The organism is Microbacterium sp. W4I4 (genome assembly GCF_030816235.1).
Classification (GTDB): Bacteria; Actinomycetota; Actinomycetes; order Actinomycetales; family Microbacteriaceae; genus Microbacterium.
Genome location: NZ_JAUSXT010000001.1, coordinates 871,205 through 895,283 on the forward strand (window position 1 = coordinate 871,205; position 24,079 = coordinate 895,283).

Annotated in this window: 24 protein-coding genes; 4 read left to right on the top strand and 20 right to left on the bottom strand. The window is 68.7% G+C overall.

Annotation, left to right across the window (positions count from 1 at the left end; translation table 11 throughout):
• Positions 1–9 precede the first annotated feature (9 nt).
• On the top strand, positions 10–1,620 hold the full coding sequence (locus QF046_RS04165; RefSeq protein ID WP_307366494.1) for a Mur ligase family protein: 1,611 nt from the start codon (positions 10–12) through the stop codon (positions 1,618–1,620).
• A gap of 84 nt (positions 1,621–1,704) precedes the next feature.
• Here QF046_RS04165 and dxr read toward each other — a convergent pair whose 3' ends face one another.
• Entirely contained in the window at positions 1,705–2,790 is a 1,086-nt protein-coding gene (gene dxr / locus QF046_RS04170; RefSeq protein WP_307366496.1) for a 1-deoxy-D-xylulose-5-phosphate reductoisomerase, read from the bottom strand.
• Between the two features lie 66 nt (positions 2,791–2,856).
• Positions 2,857–3,816: an FKBP-type peptidyl-prolyl cis-trans isomerase gene (locus QF046_RS04175; protein ID WP_307366498.1), complete on the bottom strand. Its 960-nt coding sequence runs from the start codon at positions 3,814–3,816 to the stop codon at positions 2,857–2,859.
• Positions 3,817–3,944: 128 nt separating this feature from the next.
• Between QF046_RS04175 and QF046_RS04180 the strand changes: the two genes are divergently transcribed.
• Entirely contained in the window at positions 3,945–4,721 is a 777-nt protein-coding gene (locus QF046_RS04180) for a 1-acyl-sn-glycerol-3-phosphate acyltransferase (protein WP_307366500.1), read from the top strand.
• 10 nt (positions 4,722–4,731) lie between these two features.
• Here the strand turns inward: QF046_RS04180 and QF046_RS04185 are convergent, their stop codons facing one another.
• Positions 4,732–5,217 (bottom strand): OsmC family protein, encoded by a 486-nt coding sequence (locus tag QF046_RS04185; protein WP_307366502.1) that lies wholly within the window; start codon positions 5,215–5,217, stop codon positions 4,732–4,734.
• Between the two features lie 55 nt (positions 5,218–5,272).
• Here QF046_RS04185 and QF046_RS04190 point away from each other — a divergent pair, with 55 nt between their 5' ends.
• Positions 5,273–6,268 carry an asparaginase gene (locus tag QF046_RS04190; RefSeq protein WP_307366504.1) on the top strand — a complete coding sequence of 332 codons (996 nt, stop codon included), beginning with the start codon at positions 5,273–5,275 and terminating at the stop codon, positions 6,266–6,268.
• 28 nt (positions 6,269–6,296) lie between these two features.
• Here the strand turns inward: QF046_RS04190 and QF046_RS04195 are convergent, their stop codons facing one another.
• The 17 genes from QF046_RS04195 to prmC form a co-directional block, all read right to left on the bottom strand.
• The gene (locus tag QF046_RS04195; RefSeq protein WP_307366506.1) at positions 6,297–8,978 is read right to left on the bottom strand and encodes an FtsK/SpoIIIE domain-containing protein; all 2,682 of its coding nucleotides are present in this window, start codon (positions 8,976–8,978) and stop codon (positions 6,297–6,299) included.
• Between the two features lie 57 nt (positions 8,979–9,035).
• On the bottom strand, positions 9,036–9,830 hold the full coding sequence (locus QF046_RS04200; RefSeq protein ID WP_307366508.1) for a PP2C family serine/threonine-protein phosphatase: 795 nt from the start codon (positions 9,828–9,830) through the stop codon (positions 9,036–9,038).
• A 72-nt stretch (positions 9,831–9,902) separates the two neighbouring features.
• On the bottom strand, positions 9,903–10,886 hold the full coding sequence (locus QF046_RS04205; RefSeq protein WP_307366510.1) for an aldo/keto reductase: 984 nt from the start codon (positions 10,884–10,886) through the stop codon (positions 9,903–9,905).
• 122 nt (positions 10,887–11,008) lie between these two features.
• Positions 11,009–11,788 (bottom strand): DUF5684 domain-containing protein, encoded by a 780-nt coding sequence (locus QF046_RS04210; protein WP_307366512.1) that lies wholly within the window; start codon positions 11,786–11,788, stop codon positions 11,009–11,011.
• Positions 11,789–11,920: 132 nt separating this feature from the next.
• Entirely contained in the window at positions 11,921–12,661 is a 741-nt protein-coding gene (locus tag QF046_RS04215) for a YaaA family protein (protein WP_307366514.1), read from the bottom strand.
• Between the two features lie 78 nt (positions 12,662–12,739).
• Positions 12,740–13,000: a F0F1 ATP synthase subunit epsilon gene (locus QF046_RS04220; RefSeq protein ID WP_307366516.1), complete on the bottom strand. Its 261-nt coding sequence runs from the start codon at positions 12,998–13,000 to the stop codon at positions 12,740–12,742.
• A 2-nt stretch (positions 13,001–13,002) separates the two neighbouring features.
• Complete coding sequence (gene atpD / locus QF046_RS04225; protein WP_307366518.1) at positions 13,003–14,457, bottom strand: F0F1 ATP synthase subunit beta; 1,455 nt, start codon at positions 14,455–14,457, stop codon at positions 13,003–13,005.
• A gap of 26 nt (positions 14,458–14,483) precedes the next feature.
• Positions 14,484–15,380 (bottom strand): F0F1 ATP synthase subunit gamma, encoded by an 897-nt coding sequence (locus tag QF046_RS04230; RefSeq protein ID WP_307366520.1) that lies wholly within the window; start codon positions 15,378–15,380, stop codon positions 14,484–14,486.
• A 19-nt stretch (positions 15,381–15,399) separates the two neighbouring features.
• Entirely contained in the window at positions 15,400–17,040 is a 1,641-nt protein-coding gene (gene atpA, locus QF046_RS04235) for a F0F1 ATP synthase subunit alpha (RefSeq protein ID WP_307366522.1), read from the bottom strand.
• A gap of 51 nt (positions 17,041–17,091) precedes the next feature.
• Positions 17,092–17,880 carry a F0F1 ATP synthase subunit delta gene (locus QF046_RS04240; protein ID WP_307366524.1) on the bottom strand — a complete coding sequence of 263 codons (789 nt, stop codon included), beginning with the start codon at positions 17,878–17,880 and terminating at the stop codon, positions 17,092–17,094.
• Entirely contained in the window at positions 17,880–18,422 is a 543-nt protein-coding gene (locus QF046_RS04245) for a F0F1 ATP synthase subunit B (RefSeq protein ID WP_307366526.1), read from the bottom strand. The genes QF046_RS04240 and QF046_RS04245 overlap by 1 nt, the downstream gene beginning before the upstream one ends.
• 27 nt (positions 18,423–18,449) lie before the next feature.
• On the bottom strand, positions 18,450–18,686 hold the full coding sequence (atpE, locus tag QF046_RS04250) for an ATP synthase F0 subunit C (RefSeq protein ID WP_042541851.1): 237 nt from the start codon (positions 18,684–18,686) through the stop codon (positions 18,450–18,452).
• Between the two features lie 44 nt (positions 18,687–18,730).
• Positions 18,731–19,474 carry a F0F1 ATP synthase subunit A gene (gene atpB, locus QF046_RS04255; RefSeq protein ID WP_307366544.1) on the bottom strand — a complete coding sequence of 248 codons (744 nt, stop codon included), beginning with the start codon at positions 19,472–19,474 and terminating at the stop codon, positions 18,731–18,733.
• A 182-nt stretch (positions 19,475–19,656) separates the two neighbouring features.
• On the bottom strand, positions 19,657–20,160 hold the full coding sequence (locus QF046_RS04260; protein ID WP_307366547.1) for a hypothetical protein: 504 nt from the start codon (positions 20,158–20,160) through the stop codon (positions 19,657–19,659).
• Entirely contained in the window at positions 20,157–21,353 is a 1,197-nt protein-coding gene (locus QF046_RS04265) for an MraY family glycosyltransferase (protein ID WP_307366549.1), read from the bottom strand. The genes QF046_RS04260 and QF046_RS04265 overlap by 4 nt, the downstream gene beginning before the upstream one ends.
• Complete coding sequence (locus QF046_RS04270; protein WP_307366551.1) at positions 21,350–22,123, bottom strand: L-threonylcarbamoyladenylate synthase; 774 nt, start codon at positions 22,121–22,123, stop codon at positions 21,350–21,352. The genes QF046_RS04265 and QF046_RS04270 overlap by 4 nt, the downstream gene beginning before the upstream one ends.
• A 48-nt stretch (positions 22,124–22,171) precedes the next feature.
• Entirely contained in the window at positions 22,172–23,029 is an 858-nt protein-coding gene (prmC, locus tag QF046_RS04275) for a peptide chain release factor N(5)-glutamine methyltransferase (RefSeq protein ID WP_307366553.1), read from the bottom strand.
• 101 nt (positions 23,030–23,130) lie between these two features.
• On the opposite strand from prmC, the gene cysK reads away from it, so the two are divergent.
• On the top strand, positions 23,131–24,078 hold the full coding sequence (cysK, locus tag QF046_RS04280; RefSeq protein WP_307366555.1) for a cysteine synthase A: 948 nt from the start codon (positions 23,131–23,133) through the stop codon (positions 24,076–24,078).
• Position 24,079: the final 1 nt, after the last annotated feature.

Sequence of the window (24,079 nt, forward strand, 5' to 3'; positions counted from 1 at the left end):
GGATTCGACATGACTACCCTGCCTCCTGTGCTCCGCCCCGCCGACCCACCCCGTCGCGCGCTGGCCGAGCTCTCCGAACGCTTCGGCCGTGACTCCCGCGGTGACCTCGCGGACGTCCAGCTCACCGGAATCACCCTCGCCACCGCCGATCTGCGCACGGGCGAGGCCTTCGTCGCCATCCAGGGAGTGAACCGGCACGGCGCCGAGTTCGCGCCGACCGCCGCCGCCCAGGGCGCGGTCGCGGTCATCACGGATGCCGCCGGCGCCGACATCGCCGAGCCGGCCGGCCTTCCCATCGTGATCGTGGACGACCCGCGTGCGGTGCTCGGCGCGCTCAGCGCGTGGGTGTACGGCACGGGGGCCGCCGATCCGCTGCCGCTGCTGTTCGGTACGACCGGCACCAACGGCAAGACCAGCGTCTCGCACCTGCTGCAGGGCATCTTCGATCAGCTCGGAGTCGTCTCCGGACTCTCGTCGACGGCCGAGCGGCACATCGCCGGCGAGGTGATCGTATCCAGGCTGACGACGCCCGAGGCATCCGAGATGCACGCGCTGCTCGCCCTCATGCGCGAGCGCGACGTCGAGGCCGTGGCAGTCGAGGTCAGCGCGCAGGCGCTCTCGCGGCACCGGGTCGACGGCATCGTGTTCGACGTCGCCGGGTTCACGAACCTCTCCCACGACCATCTCGACGACTACGCCGACATGGAGGAGTACTTCCAGGCGAAGCTGCCGCTGTTCACCCCCGAGCGCGCACGGCGCGGAGTCGTCAGCCTGGACTCCGCGTTCGGCGCACGCGTCGTGGAGCGCTCCGGCATCCCCGTGATGACCGTCGGAACTCCGTCGATCGCCGCCGACCCGGATGCCGCGGCCGCGGCCGACTGGGTCGTCACGATCGATGACGAGCGCCAGAACGGCACGGTGTTCACGCTCACCGGCCCGGGCGGACGGTCGCTGACCACGCTGGTCCCCGTGATCGGGCAGCACATGGCCGCCAACGCCGGTCTGGCGATCGTCATGCTGCTCGAGGCGGGCTACGACTGGGATCGCATCACCGCGGCCCTCGAGCGCGACGGGCAGATCATCGCGCACCTGCCGGGTCGCACCCAGTTCGTCTCCGGTGAGAACGGCCCTGCCGTGTACGTCGACTTCGGACACTCCCCCGACGCGTTCGAGAAGACGCTCGCCGCGGTGCGCCGGGTCACGCCTGGCAAGGTGCTCATGCTCTTCGGCGCCGACGGCGACCGCGACGCGACCAAGCGCTTCGACATGGCCCGCACAGCGGTCGACGGCAGCGACATCCTCGTCGTGACCGACCACCACCCGCGCTTCGAGGATCCCGCATCCATCCGCGCGACCCTCGTCGAGGGCGCGCGAAAGGCACGGCCGGATGCGGAGATCCACGAGTTCTCCCCGCCGGAGCAGGCGATCGTCGCCGCGATCGACATGGTCGGCGACGGCGACGCGATCCTCTGGGCCGGCCCCGGGCATCAGGACTACCGCGACATCCGCGGCGTGCGCACCCCGTACTCGGCACGCGAGCTGGCCCGCCGCGCCCTCATCGCCGCCGGCTGGCCCGCTCCCGACTCGCACTGGCCCGTCCCCTACGACGACCGGGTCTGACCCCACCCCAAAGCCCGTCTATATGGCGCAAACCGCCCCATTTCGCGTTCGCGAGGGGCGGTTCTCGCCATATAGACGGGTTCTTCAGGAGGCGGAGGCGGTCAGGGCGTCCGCCTTCGCGCGTGCCCACGTCTCCGCTTCCGCGAGCGCCTCGAGCGTGAGCTCATCGGGCGCGTCATGCACGTCGAGCACGCGCCGAATCGTGTCGACGATGCCGAGGAACGGCAGCCGCCCCTCGTGGAACGCGTTCACGGCCTGCTCGTTGGCGGCGTTGTACACGGCAGGCAGCGTCTTGCCCGCACGCCCGACGGCCTTGGCCAGCGCGACCGCGGGGAACGCCTCGTCGTCGAGCGGCTCGAAGGTCCAGCTGGTCGCCTGTCGCCAGTCCAGCGGACGCCCCACGCCGCCGACGCGGTGCGGCCAGTCCAGCCCCAGCGAGATCGGCAGACGCATGTCGGGCGGCGATGCCTGGGCGATGGTGGATCCGTCGACGAACTCGACCATGGAGTGCACGATCGACTGAGGGTGCACGACCACCTCGATGTCGTCGTAGTCGACGTCGAACAGCAGATGCGCCTCGATGACCTCGAGGCCCTTGTTCACGAGCGTCGCCGAGTTGGTGGTGACCATCCGGCCCATGTCCCAGGTCGGGTGCGCGAGCGCCTGCGCCGGCGTGACCTCGGCGAGCTCGGCACGGGTGCGCCCTCGGAACGGTCCACCGGACGCCGTGACCACCAGTCGGCGCACCTCCTGCTTCGCACCGGCGCGCAGCGCCTGCGCGATCGCGGAGTGCTCGGAGTCGACCGGGACGATCTGATCGGGCTCGGCCGCCGAGCGCACCAGTTCGCCCCCGACGATCAGGGACTCCTTGTTGGCAAGCGCGAGCGTGCGACCGGCCTTCAGCGCGGCGAGCGTGGAGCCGAGTCCGATGGATCCGGTGATGGCGTTGAGCACGACATCCGCCTCGACATCGCGGACCAGCTGTTCCGACTCGGATGCTCCGAGCGCGGTGTGCTCGAGGTGGAACTCCTCGGCCTGCTGTGCGACGAGATCGACCTGTGATCCGGCGGAGATGCCGACCAGTTCGAATCGTCGGGGGTTCGCGCGGATCACATCCAGAGCCTGCGTTCCGATGGAGCCGGTGGAGCCGAGGACGATGATGCGACGCATGTCGCCAGCCTAGCGAGCACGCGCCCCCTCCGCGGGTGCAGAGGGGGCGCGTGCTCGGAGGAGGGACTACTGTCCGGCGGCAGCCGGTGCGTGCATGGTGGCGAGGATGTCGATCACGAAGACGAGCGTCTTCCCGCCCAGCTCGTGAGCCTTGGCATCCTCTCCGTATCCGAGCGCGGGCGGGATGACGACCAGCACCTGGGAACCGACCTTCTGGCCGGCCAGCGCCTGCACGAACCCGGGCACGTAGGTGTTGCCGGGAATCGAGATCGGCTCGCCCTTCTTCCAGGAGGAGTCGAAGCTCTTCCCATCCGCCCAGTCGACGCCGTAGTACTGCAGCAGCGTGGTGTCGCCGTCGGCGACGGCCGCGCCATCGCCCTGCTTGAGCACCGAGACCTTCAGGTCCTTGGGTGCGTCGCCCTCGGGGATGGTGATGCCGGGCTCGCCGTCCTTGGCGAGCTTCACGGTCGGCATGCCGTCGACCGGCGCCTGCGGCTCGCCCCATGCTGCGGTGTCGACCGTGCCGAGCACGTCGATGATGTACACCTGCGCCCCCGGGCCGCTCTGCTGGGCGGGGAAGGCCGCTGCGATGCGCGTGCCGATCGGGACGCAGCCGATCACCTGCGAGAGGGTCGGGTTCGCGAGGACGTTCTGCGGAAGGATCTCGCCGGCCGCGTAGCCGAGGTCGCCGAGCTTCTCACCCGTGGTGGTGTCGAACGCGCTGAGTGCGTAGGAGACGTAGTCGCCCTTCTTGATCTCCGCACCGTCGCCCTTGCTCACGACCGTGCGCTGCAGGTCCTTGACCTCCTGCTTCGGGGTGAACGTCGCGGTGGACGGCTTGCCGAACGCACCGTCGATCTTCACCGAATCGGTGAGCGCACTCGGCTTGACCGCCTGCTCGCACACGTCACCGCCGCTCGCATCAGCGGAAGCGCTCGGAGTGGGCTCGGGCGAGGAGCCCGCACCGCAGCCGGTCAGCAGCAGCGCCGACACGGCGAGGGTGGAGAGGAGGGCGAGGGGACGCACGCGCAAGATGGGACCTCATGATCGCTGAAGGGGAAGCTCCCATCCTGCCGCATGCGGCTTTGTCGATGCTGAACGCCACGGCGCGCGCCATGCCGTGGGAGGAATGCAGGGCTGGATAAACTTCTCCGATGAGCTCTGAGCAGTCGGTCGAATCCGAGCACGATCCGGAATCGCAGGTTCCCCGGCATGCCGGATTCAAGTACGCGGTGGGTCGGATGGTCGCCCGCCCGCTGGCGAAGCTCGTCTACCGCCCTCGCATCGAGGGTCGTGAGAACGTGCCGCGTGACGGTGCCGTGATCCTCGCCAGCAACCACCTGTCGTTCATCGATTCGATGGCCATCCCGGTCGCCGCGCCCCGACCGGTGCATTTCCTCGCGAAGTCCAGCTATTTCGAGGGCACCGGCCTGAAGGGCGCGCTGTCCCGGGAGTTCTTCACCTCGGTCGGCGCGATCCCGGTGCACCGCGGCGGTGGTCAGGCCGCGTTGGACGCCCTCGACCAGCAGCGGCAGCTGCTGGAGGAGGGACTCGCTGTCGCCCTGTATCCCGAAGGCACTCGATCCACCGACGGGCGGCTCTACAAGGGCCGCACGGGTGTGGCCTTCCTCGCCCTGCAGACCGGCGCCCCCGTGGTGCCGGTCGGCCTGATCGGCACCGATCGCGTGATGCCGGTCGGCGCGACGATGCCGTCGCTGAAGGAACGGGTCACGGTGCGCTTCGGCAAGCCGATCGACGTGTCCAAGCACGGCGCGGCGACCAGTGGCAAGGCGCGCCGTCTGGCGACGGACGAGATCATGGCCGCCATCCACGAGCTCAGCGGCCAGGAACTCGCCGGCGTCTACAACGAGCCGCCGGCGCAGAACCCGATCGACAAGATCAAGCAGGCGCTGCCGCACGAGCGGCGCTGATCCCCGCGCATCAGTCGGCGACGGCCACCGTCGCCTCGTGCCGCACGGGGAAGTTGACGGAGTTGGCGATGAAGCACCAGTCATACGCCTGCTCGTGCGCCCGCTCGGCGGCCTCGACCATACCGGCATCCGCGACCGTCACCTGCGGTCGCAGCACGACCTCGGCGAAGGCTCCGCCTCCGCGCCCGTCCTCGCGCATTGTTCCGGTCGCCGCGTCCCGGTAGGACGTGACCACCACTCCCGCGGTCACGCACGCGTGCAGGTACGACAGCAGGTGGCATTCCGAGAGCGCCGCCAGGAGCAGGTCCTCGGGGTTCCAGCGCGTCGGATCGCCGCGGAACGGCCTGTCAGCGGATGCGAGCAGCTCCGGCTTGCCGTCGATCGCGATGTTCACATCGCGCGCGTAGTCGCGGTATCCGCTGGTACCCGTGCCGCGGTTTCCGGTCCAGGTGGTGGTGAGTGCGTAGTGGTGTTCGCCGAGCGGGAGCTGTGCCATCGGGCCAGTCTCGCATCTCCCGGACCCGGGCTGCCAGGCGCACTAGGCTGGATGGGTGCTGGAAACGCTGACTCTCCGTGATGCTGTCGAACTCGCCGTCGTGGAGCGCAGCGGCTTCGTGGAATCCCGCCACGTGGGCGCTGCGGTGGTGCTCTCACCGGATGGCGAGGTGGTCGCGCAGCACGGCAACGCGGATGCGATGATCCTGCCGCGATCGAGCATGAAGCCGCTGCAGGCCGTGGCGAGCATGACCGCGGGCGCGTCTCTGGAGGGCGAGCAGCTCGCTCTCGGCACGGCGAGCCACTCCGGAACCGACCGTCACGTCGAGGTGGTCCGCGAGATGCTGACCGCCGGCGGACTCACCGAGGATGACCTCGCGTGCCCTGAGGCGTGGCCTTCGGATGCCGCGACCCGCCGCGAGATGATGAGCGATCACGCCGCGCAGTCCCGCATCCGGATGAACTGCTCGGGCAAGCATGCGCTCATGCTGCGCGCCTGCGTAGCGACCGGCTGGCCGACCGAGGGGTACCTCGAGCAGTCCCACCCCCTCCAGGCGCACATCCGCGAGGTCGTCGAGCGGCTGACCGGCGAGAAGGTCGCACTGACGGCGATCGATGGTTGCGGCGCACCCGTGCACGTCATCACGCTGACCGGCATCGCCCGTGCGATCCACCGCATCGGGACCGCCTCGGAGCGCTCCCCCTTCGCCCTTCACCGCGTGGCGGGCACCCTCGTGCGCGCGGTGCGGGAGAACCCTTGGACGATCGCCGGCCCCGGCGAGCCCGACACCATCGCCATCGAGACACTCGGCGTGTTCGCGAAGCACGGCGCCGAAGGCGTCATGGTCATGGTCGCTCCGAACGGCACCACGGTCGCGTTGAAGATGCTCGACGGAAACGGACGCGCGGCGACCATCGTGGCCGCCACACTGCTGGCGCGTGCCGGCGGACTGAGCGACGCCGACGTGGCGACCCTCACCGCGGCTCTGCCGCTGACGGTGCTCGGTGGCGGCGAGCGTGTCGGCGCCATCCGCGTGGCCGACGGTCTCTGACCTCGGCATCCCCTGACGCCGGAGCCTCTCAGGCGAGGAGCACACGGCGAGGACGACCTCCGGCCTCCACACTCCAGGCGCGGTCCTCGTGCTGGCGCGCGTACGGCGGCAGCTCGCGCACGCCCGCGAGCTGGCGGAGCTCACTCGCGCACTCCGCCGCGACCACGAGCTCACCAGCCGTGCGCACGGTCTGCAGACGGGCCCACTGAGCACGCCACTGCTCGGGATCGCCGATGATGATCACTCCCCCATCGCCGTCGGACGGCCCGCCCTGCTCGAGGGTGACGATCCGATGGGTCGTCCTCGCACCGGCGAGCGCGGCCCGGGTGGCGTCGACCGATGGTGTGATGATGCCCACGACCCGCCTGCTCGGCTCCCACGGGTCGGGCTCGACGGTTGCAGGGGTCGACCGAGACCCGTCATCCGGTTGGAACAGCTGGGTCTCCCTGTCGTCGAGCCAGGCGCGTCCTGCGGGCCGATTGCGGTCGAAGGCCGCCGGTTCCCCGCCCGCCGCGATGTGCTCGACCTTGCTGGTGAGTCGCAGCAGCGCGCGACGGGGAAGCGCGTCCACGAGCCTCCCCAGCGGCCCGGAGACCCGCGACAGGGCGATCACGGTGCCGGCGGGGTCGCGGACGATGCTCTCCCAACGTGTCAGGAACAGCTGCGCGTAGTCGGCCGGGTACTGTCCGACCAGTACGTCGAGGTCGTCGCAGAGCACCGGCCCGTGGCTTCCGCCGGCCAGCTCCGCCACGGCATCCCAGGCCTTCTCCGGATCAGCGGGCACGAGAACGGCATCCGGCAGCTGCGACGCGATCATCCTCAGGGCGCTGCTCTTGCCCGACCCGGGGCCGCCGATCACCGCGAGGCGCTCCCCCGACGCCAGCCCGACCCGCGGCTGACGCTGCCGCAGCGGCTCATCCGCCAGACCCAGCAGGACCACGCTCTCCCGTCGGTCCGCTGACGGCAGAGGAAGTCGTGCGGGAAGCGGCGGCAGCCACGGGCTGGACTGGGCGGCGTGCCCCTCCCACCGCTGCGCGATGGCGAGCAGATCGGCCTCGTCGGTCAGCGCGATGCGCACCGCGAGCGCCTCCCCGTCATGCGGCCGTCTCACGAATGCCAGTCCACGGGATTCCACGCCGCCGCGCAGCTGTGCCGCAGCATCCGAGCCGATCACGAATCTGCTGTCCGCCGTCTCCGCGACGCGCAGGCTGATGCGCAGCGGGCAGTTCGCGGCGAGGGCTTCCCGGATGCTGCCGCTGGCGCGCTGCGTGCCCAGCACGAGGTGCATGCCGAGCGCTCGACCTCGGGCCGCGACATCCGTGAAGATCTCACCCAGCTCGGGATGCTCCTGCAGCAGGGCCGCGAACTCGTCCACCACGATGACCAGCCGCCCCAGCGACGTGCATTCGCCGACGTCGCGCACACCTGCAGCAGCGAGGGCCGCCTCGCGCCGGCGCAGCTCGGCCGTGAGGCTGCCCACGCCGCGCCGCGCGCCCTCGGCATCCAGATCCGTCACGACCGCGACGACGTGCGGCAGCCGCCGCAGCGGATCGAAAGCCGTGCCACCCTTGAAGTCCACCAGCACGAAGGCGACGTCCTCCGGCGCGTGCACGGCGGCGAGAGCGGCGACCCAGCTCGTGAGCAGCTCGCTCTTGCCCGTCCCCGTCATCCCGGTCACGATCGCGTGCGGACCGTCCTCGACGAGATCCACGCTCAGGTCGCCCCGTTCGCCGCGACCGAAAGCAGCCAGAAGACCGACGGATGCCGCAGGCGTGAGCTCGTCGAGGCCGATCCGGTCGGGGATGGAGCCCTCGTCGTCGGTCCGCGCGGTCAGCCGGGCCCCGATCGCCCGTGCCTGCCGCGCGGAGATCGCCTCGACGGACACCGCGGTGTCGCCGTCCGGCGTCCGCGCGCGTGCCCGGTGGGGCACGGTGCAGTCGACGATGGTCGTGATCCCCTCCGGCGCCTCCTCCCCCGGCATCCGGATGCAGATCTCCGCATCCACCGGCTCGTCGCCGTCGCCGACGCGCAGACGGAACCCCGCACGCCGCCGTCCTACGTGAGGAAAGGCCTCGAGGGCCCACTCCGGCGCCGCATCCCCGCAGACGGCGAGTTGGCCGGAACCGAAACGGAGGCAGAGCTGTGCCACGAGGGCGCGTGCGACCGCCTGAGCGACCGGGCGCGGTGCACGGATGCAGATGCCGCCGCCGAGCGGCACCGACACCGGCGCGTCCTCGAGCCGCTGCGTGCGGGCCCGGAACGCGCGGGAGCGCTCATCCTCGCCGCCTCGCGCCTGCACACGGCTCACGCGCGCCCCGCGTCCCAGCACCACCGCGGTGTCGTGTCCCACCGGCGCATGACCTCGCAGCGGCTGCTCGCGCAGGCACTCGGCGACGTCCGGCTCGCGTCGCCGCAGCGTCGCGAGTTCCTGGGCGTGCAGCTGCTCCAGCTCCCGCTCCGCGCGCTGCCAGGCGGCATCCGATTCCACCTCCGCGCGACGCCGCTCCCTGCCGCGCGTGCGCAGTCCGTCGAGGAACGATGCGACGAGCATCAGGGGGCCCAGCGCGGCGAAGCACAGCGCGAACAGGGATCCGGTCACCACCCAGAGGACGACACCCGCGATGACGGGCACGACGGCGGCGAGCAGAGGCAGTGACGGGCGCCGCGCATCAGCCGGAGCGGCGGGCAGAACGATGGTGGTGGCATCCATGCACCCATTGCATCGCACCGGATCCCGCGAAATCGGCCTGTCCACAGGCCGAAAGGGTCATTCCTCGGAATCGGGAATTGTGGAGGGAGATTGCGGCAGGAGCACGCGCAGGACGATCAGTGTCACATTGTCGCGCCCGCCGTTCTCCAGCGCGGCATCCACCATGGCATCCACGGCGTCGCCCGGATCATCGTGCTCGCGGAGGAAGTGCAGGATGCCGTAGTCGGTGAGCTCCTTGGTCAGCCCATCCGAGCAGATGACCAGCCGGTCCTCGTCACGAAGATCGATGTTCACGTAGTCGGGCGCGACCAGTTCGCTGGCGCCCACCGCACGCGTGATGACGTTGCTGTAGGGGTGACCGTCTGCCTCTTCCGGGCTGATCTTGCCCGACGCGATGAGCTCCTGCACCACGGAGTGGTCGGTGGTGACCTGCAACAGGCGGTCGTCGCGCTTGAGGTACACGCGCGAGTCGCCGATGTTCAGCGCGATCCACCGCCACGCCCCGTCCTCGCCGCGCTCGAGGAAGACGCCCGTCAGGGTCGTGCCTGTGCCCTCGTCCGTCGTCTCGGGGTGACTGTGGATGTCGTCGATCGCCAGATGAAGCGCCTGCTGGATGCCGGCATCCGTGACCTCGCCCTGACCGAGCATCTCGTCCAGTCGGGCGATGGTGTTCTGGCTGGCGATCTCGCCGCCGGCGTGCCCGCCCATCCCGTCTGCCACCACGAACAGCGGGAACTTCGCCAGGTAGGCGTCCTGGTTGTTCTCGCGGCGTCGGCCACGATCGGTCGTGCCGGCCCATGAGAGCTGCAGCTCGTCGCTGACGCGATACGTCTGCGTTGAAGTCTCAGGCACGGTCTGTCTCCGTCGTGTGGGCGGACGCGGGGGCGTCCGTGGAATACAGGTACATCGTAGTGGTGTCGCCGCTCAGATCTGCGATGCGGGGTCCTCGACCAGCGGGAAGAGCCGGTCGATCTCGGCGAGATCCGCCGCTGTCGGGACCCAGGCGTCGGCGGCCGCGGCGTTGGCCTCGACCTGCGCGGGCGTGGTCGCGCCCGCGATGACGCTTGAGACTCCGGGCTGTGCGAGCAGCCAGCCGAAAGTGGCCTGCAGCATGGTGATGCCGCGCTCGTCGCAGAACGCCTGGTACGACTCGAGCGCATCCCACGGAGCATCGGCCCAGATGAACTTGCGGGTGCCCATGATGCGGCTGTCGGAAGGACCGCCGTCGCGCGTGAACTTGCCCGTGAGCAGACCGTTCTTCAGGGGGAAGAACGGGAAGAATCCGAGACCGTAGCGGTTGACCGCCGGCAGCACCTCGCGCTCGGAGGCTCGCGCCAGCAGCGAGTAATGGTTCTGCGCGGAGATGAAGCGCCCGGTCGAGCGCGCCCGCGCGGTGAACTCGGCCTCGGCGATCTGCCAGCCGTCGAGATTCGAGTGGCCGTAGTAGCGGATCTTGCCCTCGTCGACGAGCTCGTCGAGGGCATCGATCGTCTCGGCGATCGGCGTCAGCGGGTCGGGCAGGTGCAACTGATAGAGGTCGATCCAGTCGGTGCGCAGGCGTCGCAGGGAGTGCTCGACGGCGAGCCGCACGTAGCGCCGCGATCCGCGGCCACCCGGGAAGTCGTAGCCCCTATCGGCTTCATGGCCGAACTTCGTCGCGAGCACGATGCGGTCGCGACGGCCTTCCAGCACCTCGCCCATCAGCTCTTCACTGCGGCCGGGCGTCGCGCCGTACATGTCGGCGGTGTCGAAGAAGAACACCCCGCTCGCGAGGGCCGCATCGATCACGGCACGGGTGCCCTCCAGCGTCTGCGTCACCGTGCCCGCGCGGCCGAAGTTGTTGCATCCGAGTCCGGTCGCGGACACGACGAGGCCGGATGCGCCTACGCGACGCTGCGATGTACCCATGCATCCACCGTATCGAATCCAGGAGGCCCTCCGCGTCGCGGGCTGTCCGATTCCGGGTCGGGAGGCGGACAGGATGCAGAGAGGCCCCCGACCGAAGTCGAGGGCCTCACCTGTGGATCAGATCACGCAGGCGGCTGCGTGGGGTCCGCCGGCGGAGCCGGCGGCGTACCGGGAGCAGCCGGTGGAGCGGTCGGGGGTGCGGGCGGCGTCGCCGGCGGCGGCACCGGGGCACCGGGAGCCTGCGGCGCGGGTGCGCCGGGAGCCGGAGGCACGGGAGCGCCGTATCCGGGCTGTGCCGGCGGCTGGTAGCCCTGCGGAGGTGCCGCGTAGCCCTGGGGTGCGCCATATCCCTGCGGGGCGCCGTAGCCGGGAGGGATCGACCCTGCCGACGAGGTGGGAACGCCCTCCCAGACGGTGCGGTCTGCCAGGAAGCCGTTGGCCGCCCACGGCGCAGGAGCGACGTTCGTGTTCCACCGCGACTTGTCGAAGGCGTTGATGCCCAGCCAGACGATGCTGAGGAGCACGTAGAGGATGACCCAGGCGGCCTCCTTCTGCAGCTTCAGGCCGACGCGCCATGCCGCCATCGCGGCGAACACGCCCAGTGCGAGCCCGAGCAGGCCGCTGAAGATGTTGAGCACCGGGATCCAGGAGAGGACGATCATTCCGCCGATGCCGTAGAGCACCAGCCAGGGGCTCATGTCACCCAGCTTGAAGAAGACCATCACGTTGTAGACGGGGACCCAGGCGCGCCACTTGCCCTGCACCCCTGCCTTCTCGAAGATCTTCATCAAGAAGAAGGAGCCGATGACGTAACCGACCACCGCCACGAGGAAGAAGATGACCCCCATGACGGCCATCAGTGCATAGAAGGCACTGAGTCCGGCGAGATCTCCGTTGTCCATGTCGTCTCATTTCCGTTGTCGACCGGGGAAGACGCTGCACTCCCCCTGCGAATGCATCGCAACCGCCATGCTATCGGCCGCCCATTCCCGCGGGCAATGGTGCACGGGGGTAGAGGTCCCCATTCGACCGCGTCAGTCGTCGACGACGAGCTCCCAGATGCCCGCTTCCGGGGCTCGGTGCAGGCGGATGCCGCTGCGCTCCGCCCAGGCCAGCAGCCCCTGCGGCGTGCGGCTCCTCGGGCGTGTCGTGGCGAGGGCTCGCACCAGCTCGCCCTTGGCCTTCTTGTTGAAGTGGTTGAGCGCCCTGCCGGTGGAGGTCACGACACGCACGTACGCGGAGCGCACGGAGTCGGGCACCGGTCCCAGCGCGACGTACGCCTCGCTGCGCAGGTCGAGCAGGAACTCGTGCTCGGCGAGAGCCCGGCTCGTCGCCTCGGCCCAGTGCCTGCGCAGGGGTGGGATGCCGGCCAATGAGGTGCCCGCCGCGAAGCGGTACGCCGGGATGGCATCCAGTGCGCCGACCGGTCCGAAGGGCGCGCTGTGGATGAGCACGTGCTCCCCCAGCCAACGGCGGGCGCTGCGATCCAGATTCGGTGCGTCCAGGGCGTCGTAGAGCACGCCCGTGTAGCGGTCGATCGCCGGCATGGTGGGAGCTGAGCGAAGCATCCGATTGTGCTCGACATCACCCGCCTGGCGGTCGCTGAGCTTGAGCACGCGCTGCGCCTCGACAGGGTCGGCGGACAGCGCGACCAGCGCCGCGGCCAGCTGCTCGCGCTGCTCGCCGAGCGAGGGCAGCGCCAGAGCCGCGAGGTCAAGTGGTGCACCAGCGCCGCCGGTGCGCTTGGTCTCGGATGGAGGCAGGAGGATCTTCATGGTCTCCGGGGGACGAAGAAGCGTCCGCCCGGTCCGAGGTGAACTCAGGACCGGGACGGACGCGTCTGTGAACTGCTGTCAGGCGACCAGAGCGGCGTTGCCGGCCACGATGGTCAGGTTGTCGCCCTCCATCGAGAGGAAGCCGTCCTGCGCGTTGGCCATCACCTTGGTGCCGTCGGCACGGGTGATGCGCACCTGGCCCTCGGCGAGGATGGCCAGCACCGGCTCGTGACCGGCCATGAAGCCGATCTCGCCCTCGACGGTCTTGGCGATGACGAGCGTCGCTTCTCCCGTCCAGACCTCCGCGTCCGCGGAGACGAGGCTGACGTGGAGTGCCATGCTCAGCCGTTCTCCTTCTGGATCTGCGCCCAGCGCTCTTCGACGTCACCGATACCGCCGACGTTGAAGAAGGCCTGCTCGGCGACGTGATCGAAGTCGCCCTTGGCGATCGCGTCGAACGACTCGATGGTCTCCTTCAGCGGAACCGTCGAACCCTCGACGCCCGTGAACTTCTTGGCCATGTAGGTGTTCTGCGAGAGGAACTGCTGGATGCGACGTGCACGCGACACGACGATCTTGTCCTCTTCGGAGAGCTCGTCGACACCGAGGATCGCGATGATCTCCTGCAGTTCCTTGTTCTTCTGAAGGATCTGCTTGACCGTGGTCGCCACGCGGTAGTGGTCCTCGCCGAGGTAGCGGGGGTCCATGATGCGCGACGTCGAGGTCAGCGGGTCGATCGCCGGGTACAGACCCTTCGACGCGATCTCACGGCTGAGCTCGGTCGTCGCATCGAGGTGCGCGAAGGTCGTGGCCGGGGCCGGGTCGGTGTAGTCGTCGGCGGGGACGTAGATCGCCTGCAGCGAGGTGATCGAGTGACCGCGCGTCGAGGTGATGCGCTCCTGCAGAACGCCCATCTCGTCGGCCAGGTTCGGCTGGTAACCCACGGCGGAGGGCATGCGGCCCAGCAGCGTGGAGACCTCGGAACCGGCCTGCGTGAAGCGGAAGATGTTGTCGATGAAGAGCAGCACGTCCTGCTTCTGCACATCGCGGAAGTACTCCGCCATGGTCAGCGCAGACAGGGCCACGCGCAGACGCGTTCCCGGCGGCTCGTCCATCTGGCCGAAGACGAGGGCGGTCTTGTCGAAGACGCCCGCCTCCTCCATCTCGTGGATCAGGTCGTTGCCCTCACGGGTGCGCTCGCCGACACCGGCGAACACCGACACACCACCGTGGTCCTGCGCGACGCGCTGGATCATCTCCTGGATGAGGACGGTCTTGCCGACACCGGCGCCGCCGAACAGACCGATCTTTCCACCCAGCACGTACGGGGTGAGCAGGTCGATCGACTTGATGCCGGTCTCGAACATCGTGGTCTTCGACTCGAGCTGGTCGAAGTTGGGCGCCTTGCGGTGGATCGGCCAGCGCTCGGTGACCTCGAGGGTCTCGCCGGGCTCGAGGTTCAGGACCTCGCCGATCACGTTGAAGACCTTGCCCTTGGTGACGTCGCCGACGGGGACGGAGATCGCCTCGCCGGTGTCGCGCACCTCCTGGCCGCGGACCATGCCGTCGGTCGGCTTCAGCGAGATCGCGCGGACGAGGTCGTCGCCGAGGTGCTGAGCGACCTCGAGCGTGATCTCGGTCGACTCCTCGCCGATGACGATCGTGGTCTTCAGCGCGTTGTAGATGTCGGGGATCGAGTCGTGCGGGAACTCGATGTCCACGACCGGACCGTTGACGCGTGCGACGCGCCCGACGACCGCGGTCGCGGGCTTGTCAGCCGTAGCGGTGGGGGTCATTTGTTCGTCTCTTTCCTGAGGGTCTGTCAGCGGGATGCGAGAGCGTCGGCGCCACCGACGATCTCGGCGATCTGCTGGGTGATCTCGGCCTGGCGCGCGTTGTTGCGCAGGCGGGTGTAATCGGTGATCAGCTTGTCGGCGTTGTCGCTGGCCGACTTCATGGCCTTCTGCGTCGCGGCCTGCTTGGCGGCCGACGACTGCAGCAGCGCGTTGAAGACGCGGCTCTGGATGTAGACCGGCAGGATCGCGTCCAGAACGGTCTCCGCGTCGGGCTCGAACTCGTACAGCGGGTAGACGGTGCTGCCCGCCTCCGAGTCGTCGGCCTCCGCGATCTCCAGCGGCAGCAGGCGCACGTTCTCGGGCGACTGCGTCATCATGCTGACGAAACGGTTGTACACGAGGGTGATCTCGTCCACGCCACCGGCATCCCCGCCGCGCGAGAAGGCATCCAGCAGCGTGTGCGAGATCTCCTCCGCGGTGCGGAAGGAGGGAGTGTCCGTGTCGCCGGTCCATTCCGCGGCCGAGGCGATGCCCCGGAACTGGAAGTAGCCGACGGCCTTGCGGCCCACCAGGTAGAACACCGGCTCCTTGCCCTGCTCGCGCAGCAGCTCCGCCACCTCGAGACCCTCACGGAGGATCTGCGAGTTGAAGGCTCCTGCGAGGCCACGGTCCGAGGAGAAGATGACGACCGCGGAACGGCTGATCTTCTCGGGCTCGCGGGTGAGCGGGTGGTCGATGTTCGAGTGCGTCGCGACGGCGGACACGGCCCTCGTCACGGCACGCGCGAAGGGGCTGGACGCCTTGACGCGTGCCATCGCCTTCTGGATGCGCGAAGCCGCGATGAGTTCCATCGCCTTCGTGATCTTCTTGGTCGTCTGAGCAGAAGAGATCTTCTGCTTGTAGACCCTGAGTTGAGCGCCCATGAATCAGTACCTCACGCGCTTACGCGCGACGACCCTTGACGATCTTCTCCTGGTTGACGTCATCCGCGTCCGCGGCAGCGTGCTCCTCGTGGCCCGGAGCGCCGATGGCGCTGCCCTTGCCGCCCTGGAACTCCAGAATGAAGGCGTCGGTCTGCTTGTCCAGCTCGGCGACCGTGTCGTCGTCGAGGACGTTGGTGTCGCGCAGCTTGTCGAGGATGCCCGTGTTCCGGCGCAGGTAGTCGAGCAGATCGCGCTCGAAGCGCAGCACGTCCGAGATCTCGAGCGTGTCGAGCTTGCCGTTGGTGCCGGCCCAGATCGAGACGACCTGCTCCTCCACCGGGTACGGCGAGTACTGCGGCTGCTTGAGCAGCTCGGTCAGGCGAGCACCGCGAGCCAGCTGACGACGCGAGGCCGCGTCGAGGTCGGATGCGAACATCGCGAACGCCTCGAGCGAACGGTACTGCGCGAGCTCCAGCTTGAGCGTTCCGGAGACCTTCTTGATCGACTTGACCTGAGCGTCACCACCGACTCGCGACACCGAGATGCCCACGTCGACAGCGGGACGCTGGTTGGCGTTGAACAGGTCGGACTGCAGGAAGATCTGGCCGTCGGTGATCGAGATCACGTTGGTCGGGATGTACGCCGAGACATCGTTCGCCTTGGTCTCGATGATCGGCAGACCCGTCATCGATCCGGCGCCGAGCTCGTCGGACAGCTTCGCGCAGCGCTCCAGCAGACGGGAGTGCAGGTAGAAGACGTCACCCGGGTAAGCCTCGCGGCCCGGCGGGCGGCGCAGCAGAAGGGAGACGGCACGGTAGGCCTCGGCCTGCTTGGACAGGTCGTCGAAGACGATCAGCACGTGCTTGCCGCCGTACATCCAGTGCTGGCCGATGGCCGAACCGGTGTAGGGGGCGAGGTACTTGAAACCAGCGGGGTCGGATGCGGGAGCCGCCACGATCGTGGTGTACTCCAGTGCTCCGGCCTCTTCGAGCGCGCCCTTCACCGAAGCGATGGTCGAGCCCTTCTGACCGATGGCGACGTAGATGCAGCGAACCTGCTTGTCGACGTCGCCGGACTCCCAGTTGGCCTTCTGGTTGATGATCGTGTCGATCGCCAGTGCGGTCTTGCCGGTCTGGCGGTCGCCGATGATCAGCTGACGCTGGCCGCGGCCGACGGGGATCATGGCGTCGATGGCCTTGATGCCGGTCTGCATCGGCTCGTGCACCGACTTGCGCTGCATGACGCCGGGCGCCTGCAGTTCGAGGGCACGCACACCCTCGGTGGCGATCGAGCCGAGGCCGTCGATCGGGTTGCCGAGCGGGTCGACGACCCGGCCCAGGTAGCCGTCGCCGACGGGAACGGAGAGGACCTCACCGGTGCGGGTGACTTCCTGACCCGCCTCGATGCCGGTGAAGTCGCCGAGGACGACCACGCCGATCTGGTGCTCGTCGAGGTTCAGGGCCAGGCCCTTCGTGCCGTCCGCGAACGTGACGAGCTCGTTGGCCATGACGCCGGGCAGTCCCTCGACGTGCGCGATGCCATCGGCTGCGTCGGTGACGGTGCCGACCTCGGTCGCCGCGGCCCCGGTGGGCTCGTAGGCGGCGGCGAAGTCCTTCAGCGCGTCACGGATGACGTCGGGGCTGATCGATAGTTCTGCCATTGTCTTCCCTTTGTGTGTCTGGGTGAGCGCGGTTCCCCGCGCCAGTCGTTGTCAGCTCGCGAGCTTCAGGCGAAGGTCGGCGAGTCGGGCGGAGATGCTGCCGTCGATGACGTCATCGGCGATCTGCACGCGCAGTCCCCCGATGACGGTGGGGTCGATCACCTGATTGACGGAGATCTCGCCCCCATAGCGGCTGGCCAGAGCATCACGGAGACGGGTCTCTTGAGCTGCGGGCAGCGGAGCGGCGGTGTGCACGGTCGCGACCGTGCGGCCGGACTGCGCGGAGACGATGTCGATCGCGCGGGCGATGATCTGGCGGACCCGGCGCTCGCGCGGCTGGCGCACGAGCGACGAGGCGATCAGAACCGTGGCCGGAGCCGCGTTCGCACCGAGCACCTTCTCGACCAGCGCACCCTTGGCACGGTCGTCGCCGAGGCGACGACCGAGGGCGAGCTCGAGCTCCGGATTCGCGGCGATGACGCGTGAGAATCCGAACAGCTCTCCTGACACGTCGTCCTTCGGCGAGGCGATGGCGGTCGTGCGGATCGCGAGCTCTTCGACACCGTCGACGAGATCGGACGCGTTCGACCAGCGCTGCGCCGTGACCGTGGTCAGCAGCGAGCGCACCGGCGCAGATGCTCCGGCGAACACGCCCGCGACCAGCGCGGAGCGGGCCTCGGCCGGCGCGGCAGGATCAGCGAGCGCGCCGCTCAGCTGGGCCGACTCGGCGATCGCGCGAGCGGCTGCGAACAGCTCGGCCGCGCTGTCGAGGTTCAGGCCCGACGCTGCGGCAAGCGCGTCCGTCGATGCCGCGAGTGCCTGAGTGGTCGCGCTGCCCATTACCTGGCTGCCTTCTCGATGTCGGCGAGGAAGCGGTCCACCACGGCCGTCGCACGGGCGTCATCGGTGAGGGTCTCCCCCACGACACCGCCGGCGAGGTCGATCGCGAGCGTGCCGACCTCACTGCGCAGCGACACGAAGGCGGACTGACGCTCGGCTTCGATCTGCGTGTGCGCGGCCGCACTGATGCGGTTGGCCTCGCTGGTCGCGGTCTCCTTGGCCTCGGCGACGATCTTCTTGCCGTCCTCACGGGCGGCCTCACGGATCTCACCGGCCTCGGTGCGTGCCTCGGCGAGCTGGCGGGTGTACTCCTCCAGCACCTCCTCGGCCTGCTTCTGCGCCTCATCGGCCTTGGCGATGTTTCCCTCGATGGCGGCCGAGCGCTCGTCGAGCATCGTGGTCAGACGCGGAAGGGCGACCTTCCAGACCACGATGAGAATGATGACGAACCACAAGGCCGACCAGACGATGTCGTACCACGCGGGAATCAGCGGGTTGGGCGCTTCCTCCGCGGCGAGGTTCGTGACAAGAGCGTTCAGCATCCTGTCTCCTTCACAAGTCGCTGCGGATTACGGGAAGGGGATGAAGCCGACAGCGATGCCGACGAATGCAAGCGCCTCGGTGAAGGCGATACCGATCCACATGAGGACCTGCAGGCGACCGGCCAGCTCAGGCTGACGGGCGACGCCCTCGATCGTCTTTCCGACGACGATGCCCACACCGATGGCCGGACCGATGGCAGCGAGGCCGTAGCCGACCGATGCGAGGTGACCGTTGATGTCGGCGAGAACCGTAGTTGCGTCCACGGGATGTTTCCTTTCGGTTTTGGTCAGCTGGTGGGCTGACCCGTTCAGTGCTCTTCTGCTACCGCGAGCTGGATGTAGATCGCGGTGAGGACGGTGAAGACGTAGGACTGCAGGACGACGACCAGGATCTCGAAGATCGTGAACGCGCCGCCGAAGGCGAGCGTCCCGATACCCAGAACTGCCCAGCCGCCGCCCACGGTGAACATGAAGAATGCGGTGGCGGAGAAGCAGAGCACCAGGATCATGTGCCCGACGACCAGGTTCATCATGAGTCGGAGCGTGAGAGTCACCGGACGGATGATGAAGGTCGAGATGAACTCCAGCGGCGTGACGATGATGTACACCGGCCACGGGACACCGGAGGGGAAGAGCGAGTTCTTCCAGAAGCCGAGTGGGCTCTTCTTCATGCCGGCGTAGATGAAGGTCACGTAGCTGATCACGGCCAGAGTGAGCGGTACGGCGATGATCGCCGTACCCGGCATGTTCAGGAACGGGATGATGCCGGTGATGTTCATGAACAGGATCATGAAGAAGATCGTGACGAGCAGAGGCGCGAAGCGCTCTCCGTCCTTGCGACCGAGCAGGTCGTGAGCGATGCCGTTGCGCACGAACCCGAGGCCCATCTCGACGAGGCTCTGGAAGCGGCCGGGCACGACGCTCATCCGGCGCGTGCCGAGCCACAGCAGCAGCACGACGGCGATGACGGAGAGAAGCTGGATCAGGTGGATGCGGTTCACATCGATGACGCCGAAGACCTTGAAGAGAGTCTCCGGGAAGAAGTCATTCATCGAGGGACCGTGGAATTCACCGTCCCCGGCGAACGGACGGGGGATCAGGGTCGCAGCGAGATTCAACAGCGCGGGCTCCAGCTTCGGGTCACCGGTCTGAACCGGGGCGACGAGGGACGGTGTGCATCACAGCGCAAGCGCTCGCAAAACGAGCGGCGGGCACGTACAAAACACTACCAGACTCATTTCTCCTCCGACGCCGCGGGCCCGCCTCCGTCGGCGCTTCCGTCGTCCTCCGGGTTGACGGTGGGCAGGGAGATGTCGCTGACATTCGGCAACCGCATCCGGGTGAGCACGATCACGTCGATGAGAAGCGACATCGCCACTCCTGCGACGATCGACAGGAAGAACACCAGCGGCGAGATCCACGGCTGGCCGGCGAGCACGATCATCACCACAAGAAAGATGCCGAGCTTGAGCAGCCACCCGCCCAGGACGATCGCGAAGAACAGCTGCACGTAGAGCGGATCACCGAACCAGCGATTCGCGAACAGGATGCTCCCCGCGGTGATCCCGAGGAACACCACAGCGAGCAATACGCCGAGCAGTCCGCTCCAGAGCCCGTGCGTCCCGTCGACGGCGAAGCCGACCCCGGCGGCGACGAGCGCCAGCACGGCGGCGGAGACCACCGACCAGATCAGCGTGCGCCGCAGGATCGGGTTGCTGGACACAGGGCTTTTGTTCATTGTGACTCCATGGAGCTGACGGTCGAGGGGCGCCCTGCATCGGCAACGGTCGGTGCGGCAGGGGAAGTCGGACGACGATGCGAGGGCATCAGGGTGACGACGAGGCACGCGGCGCTGCCGACGACGCCGAACAGGACGCCGACGACGTATCCGCCCGGCCAGTCCTGCCTGGTCGCGATGTACATCAGCAGCACGGCCAGGGAGATGACGGCCGTCCAGGCGTAGAAGATGAGCACCGCATCGCGGTCGCGGTGGCCGAGATCCAGCATCCGGTGGTGCAGATGCTTGCGGTCGGGCGCGAAGGGCGACTTGCCCGCCCGCATGCGCCGGAACACGGCCAGGCCGAAGTCGAGGAGCGGCAGCATCACGATGACCAGGGGCAGCACGATGGGGATGAACGCGCCCAGCAGCTGCGAGCGGCCGAAGCGCTCGGGGTCGAACGCGTTCACGTCGCCCTGTGTGGTCACGGCGATGGCGGAGGTCGCCATCAACAGGCCCAGGACCAGTGCGCCGGAGTCGCCCATGAACAGCTTCGCGGGGCTCCAGTTGAAGGGCAGGAACCCGACGCACACCCCGATCAGCACGGCGGCGAGGAAGGTGGCCAGGTTGAAGTAGCTCGTCGCGCCGGAGTCGCGGGTGAGGATGTACGAGTAGACGAAGAAGATGCCGTTGGCGATCAGGCAGACCCCGGCGACGAGGCCGTCGAGACCGTCGATGAAGTTCACCGCGTTCATCACGACGACGATCGCGAGCATCGTGATCGAGATGCTCACCCACGGCGAGACGAGGATCATGTCGCCCACGGGAAGCGAGAGCACCTGCAGTCCGCCGCCGGCGGTGATGATGCCGGCCGCGAGGAACTGCGCGGCGAGCTTGATCATCCAATCCAGATCCCACAGATCATCGATGACGCCGACGATCGCGATCAGCAGAGCCGCCGCGAGGATCGACCACAGCGTGTGCGGAGGCGACCACATGCGCTCGAAGAAGGGGTTCGCCGCCGAGATGAGGATCGCCACGGCGATCCCGATGAACATCGCCACTCCCCCGAGCCTCGGCGTGGGGGTCTTGTGCACGTCCCGTTCACGGATGCCGGGGTAGAGCTTGAATTTCAGGCTCAGCCGCCAGACCGCCCACGTCAGCGCGAACGTGATCGCCGCCGTGAGGATGATCGTGAACAGGTACTGCTTCACTCTTCGTCGACCGTGCTTCCACCGTCGGCCGCGTTCTGAGGCTCGGCCGCGTTCTGAGGCTCGGCCGCGTTCTGAGGCTCGGCCGCACCGGGCTGCTCGACGGGCTCCAGCAGGTCGCCGAGCACCTCTTCGAGCTGCTCGCGCGTGATCGCGCCCTCGCGGAGGATGCGCACGAGCGCGACCTCGTCGGCGCCCGTACCGACGAGCGAGGTCGCATCCACGATGGTCGAGGGCACACCGCTCTCGCTGTACCCCTCCTCGAGGTAGACGGCGACGCTCTCACCGAGCATGGCCTCGGCGTCCGAGGCGATGACAGCGGCATCCCGGCCGGTCAGGTTCGCGCTGGAGACGGCGAGCGGTCCGGTCTCCGCCAGCAGCTCCAGGGCGACCCGGCGGTCCGGCATCCGAACGGCCACAGTGCCCTGGGTCTCACCGAGATCCCAGGTCAGCGACGGCTGCGCCGGCAGAACGATGGTCAACCCGCCGGGCCAGAATGCATCGACGAGCCTCTGCACGGGCTCGGGGATCTCCTCCACGAGCGCGGCCATCATCTCCGGGCCGGCCACCAGCACGGGAGGCGGCATGTCGCGCCCGCGCCCCTTCGCGGTGAGCAGCCGCTGCACGGCCGCCGGCGAGAAAGCATCCGCGGCGATCCCGTAGACGGTGTCGGTGGGCATCACGATGAGCTCGCCGCGGGCGATGGCCTGGCGGGCGTGGCGCATGCCGGCGAGGATCTGAGTCTCATCGCGGCAATCGAAGACAGTTGACATGGCCCGCCCATTCTACGGTGACGGGCTGTCGATCCGCCGTGGCGTCGCTCAGCGCGTCAGCGCCGTCGTCGCGCGGTCACGACGGGTGAGGTCCTCGTGCGTGGCCGTGGAGCGCCATCCGTCGGCTTCCAGCAGCGCGCGGATCTGCGCGCCCTGCAGCTCGCCGTGCTCGAGCACGAGCAGCCCGCCCGGATGCAGCAGCTCCTGAGCACGACGGCTGATCACCCGTACGACATCCAGTCCGTCCGGGCCGCCGTACAGCGCCTGGGCAGGGTCGTGCAGGCGCACCTCGACGTCGCGCGGGATGGCGTCGTCGGGCACGTACGGCGGGTTGGAGATCACCACCGCCGCGGTCCCCCGCAGCTCGTCGAACGCGCTCGCCAGATCGCCGTGCACCAGGGTGAGATTGCCGGCTCCGGCGGTGTTGCGCGCCGCCCATGTGTGGGCCTCGGGCGAGCGCTCGACCGCGAACACTCTGGCGTGCGGCACCTCCGTCGCCATGGCGAGGGCGATCGCGCCGCTGCCCGTGCCCAGGTCGATGGCGACAGGCGCCGGCGTCGCACTCTCCATCAGCGCATCGATGGCGATCTGCACGACCATCTCCGTCTCGGGGCGCGGGATGAAGACGCCGGGTCCCACCTCGAGCTCCAGATGACGGAAGGCTGCCCTTCCGGTCAGATGCTGCAGCGGCTCCCTGGCCGCGCGCCGTGCGACGAGGCCGTCCAGCTGAGCGGACTCCGCCTCTCCCAGTGCCCCGCCGCGGATGACGGCCGCCTGCAGCTCGCCGCGTCCGAGTCCCAGAACATGGCCGATCAGCAGCTCGGCATCCACACCGGGATCGGGCACGCCCGCATCGGTCAGCTGCTGTGCGATGGCGCGCAGACGCGCGGAGAGGGACTCGGGCATGGCTCCAGCGTATGCGCCTGCCCGGCCGGACACATTCAGCGGATGCCTGTGCCCCGCACCGTAGGCTGATCACGCTGATCCCTTCGACGAAAGGTCCGCCCATGGCCGGCATCCACTCCGATATCACCACCGCGTTCGGCAACACGCCGCTGGTGCGCCTGAACCACGTGACCGAGGGCCTGAACGCCACCGTGCTGGCGAAGCTCGAGTTCTACAACCCGGCCTCCAGCGTCAAGGACCGTATCGGGATCGCTATGGTCGACGCCGCAGAGGCCTCCGGCCAGCTCAAGCCCGGCGGCACGATCCTCGAGGCGACCAGCGGCAACACCGGGATCGCACTGGCGATGGTGGGAGCCGCCCGCGGTTACAAGGTGATCCTGACCATGCCCGCCTCGATGTCCAAGGAACGTCGTGTGCTGCTGCGTGCCTTCGGCGCGGAGATCGTGCTCACCGACCCGACCAAGGGCATGACGGGTTCGATCGAGGCGCTCAAGGAGATCCTGGCGGAGAACCCGGATGCCGTGTGGGCGCGTCAGTTCGAGAACGCCGCCAACCCCCGCATCCACCGCGAGACCACCGGTCCGGAGATCCTGCGCGACACCGACGGGAACGTCGACATCTTCATCGCCGGTGTCGGCACGGGCGGCACCGTGACGGGCGTCGGCCAGGCGCTGAAGGCGGTCAAGCCGGACGTCCAGGTGATCGCCGTCGAGCCGACGGACTCCCCCGTGCTCAGCGAGGGCCACCCCGGCCCCCACCGCATCCAGGGCATCGGCCCGAACTTCGTCCCTGACGTGCTGGACCGCGACGTGCTCGACGAGGTGTTCCCCGTGGAGTTCGACGACTCGCTGCGCACCGCGCGCGATCTGGCCGCCAAGGAGGGACTGCTGGTCGGCATGTCGGCCGGAGCGGCTGTCTGGGCTGCGCTGAAGGTCGCCGAGCGACCGGAGAACGCCGGCAAGACCATCGTCGTCGTCATCCCCGACACCGGTGAGCGCTACATCTCCACCGCACTGTTCGAGGATCTGCGCGACAAGCCGAAGGACTGAC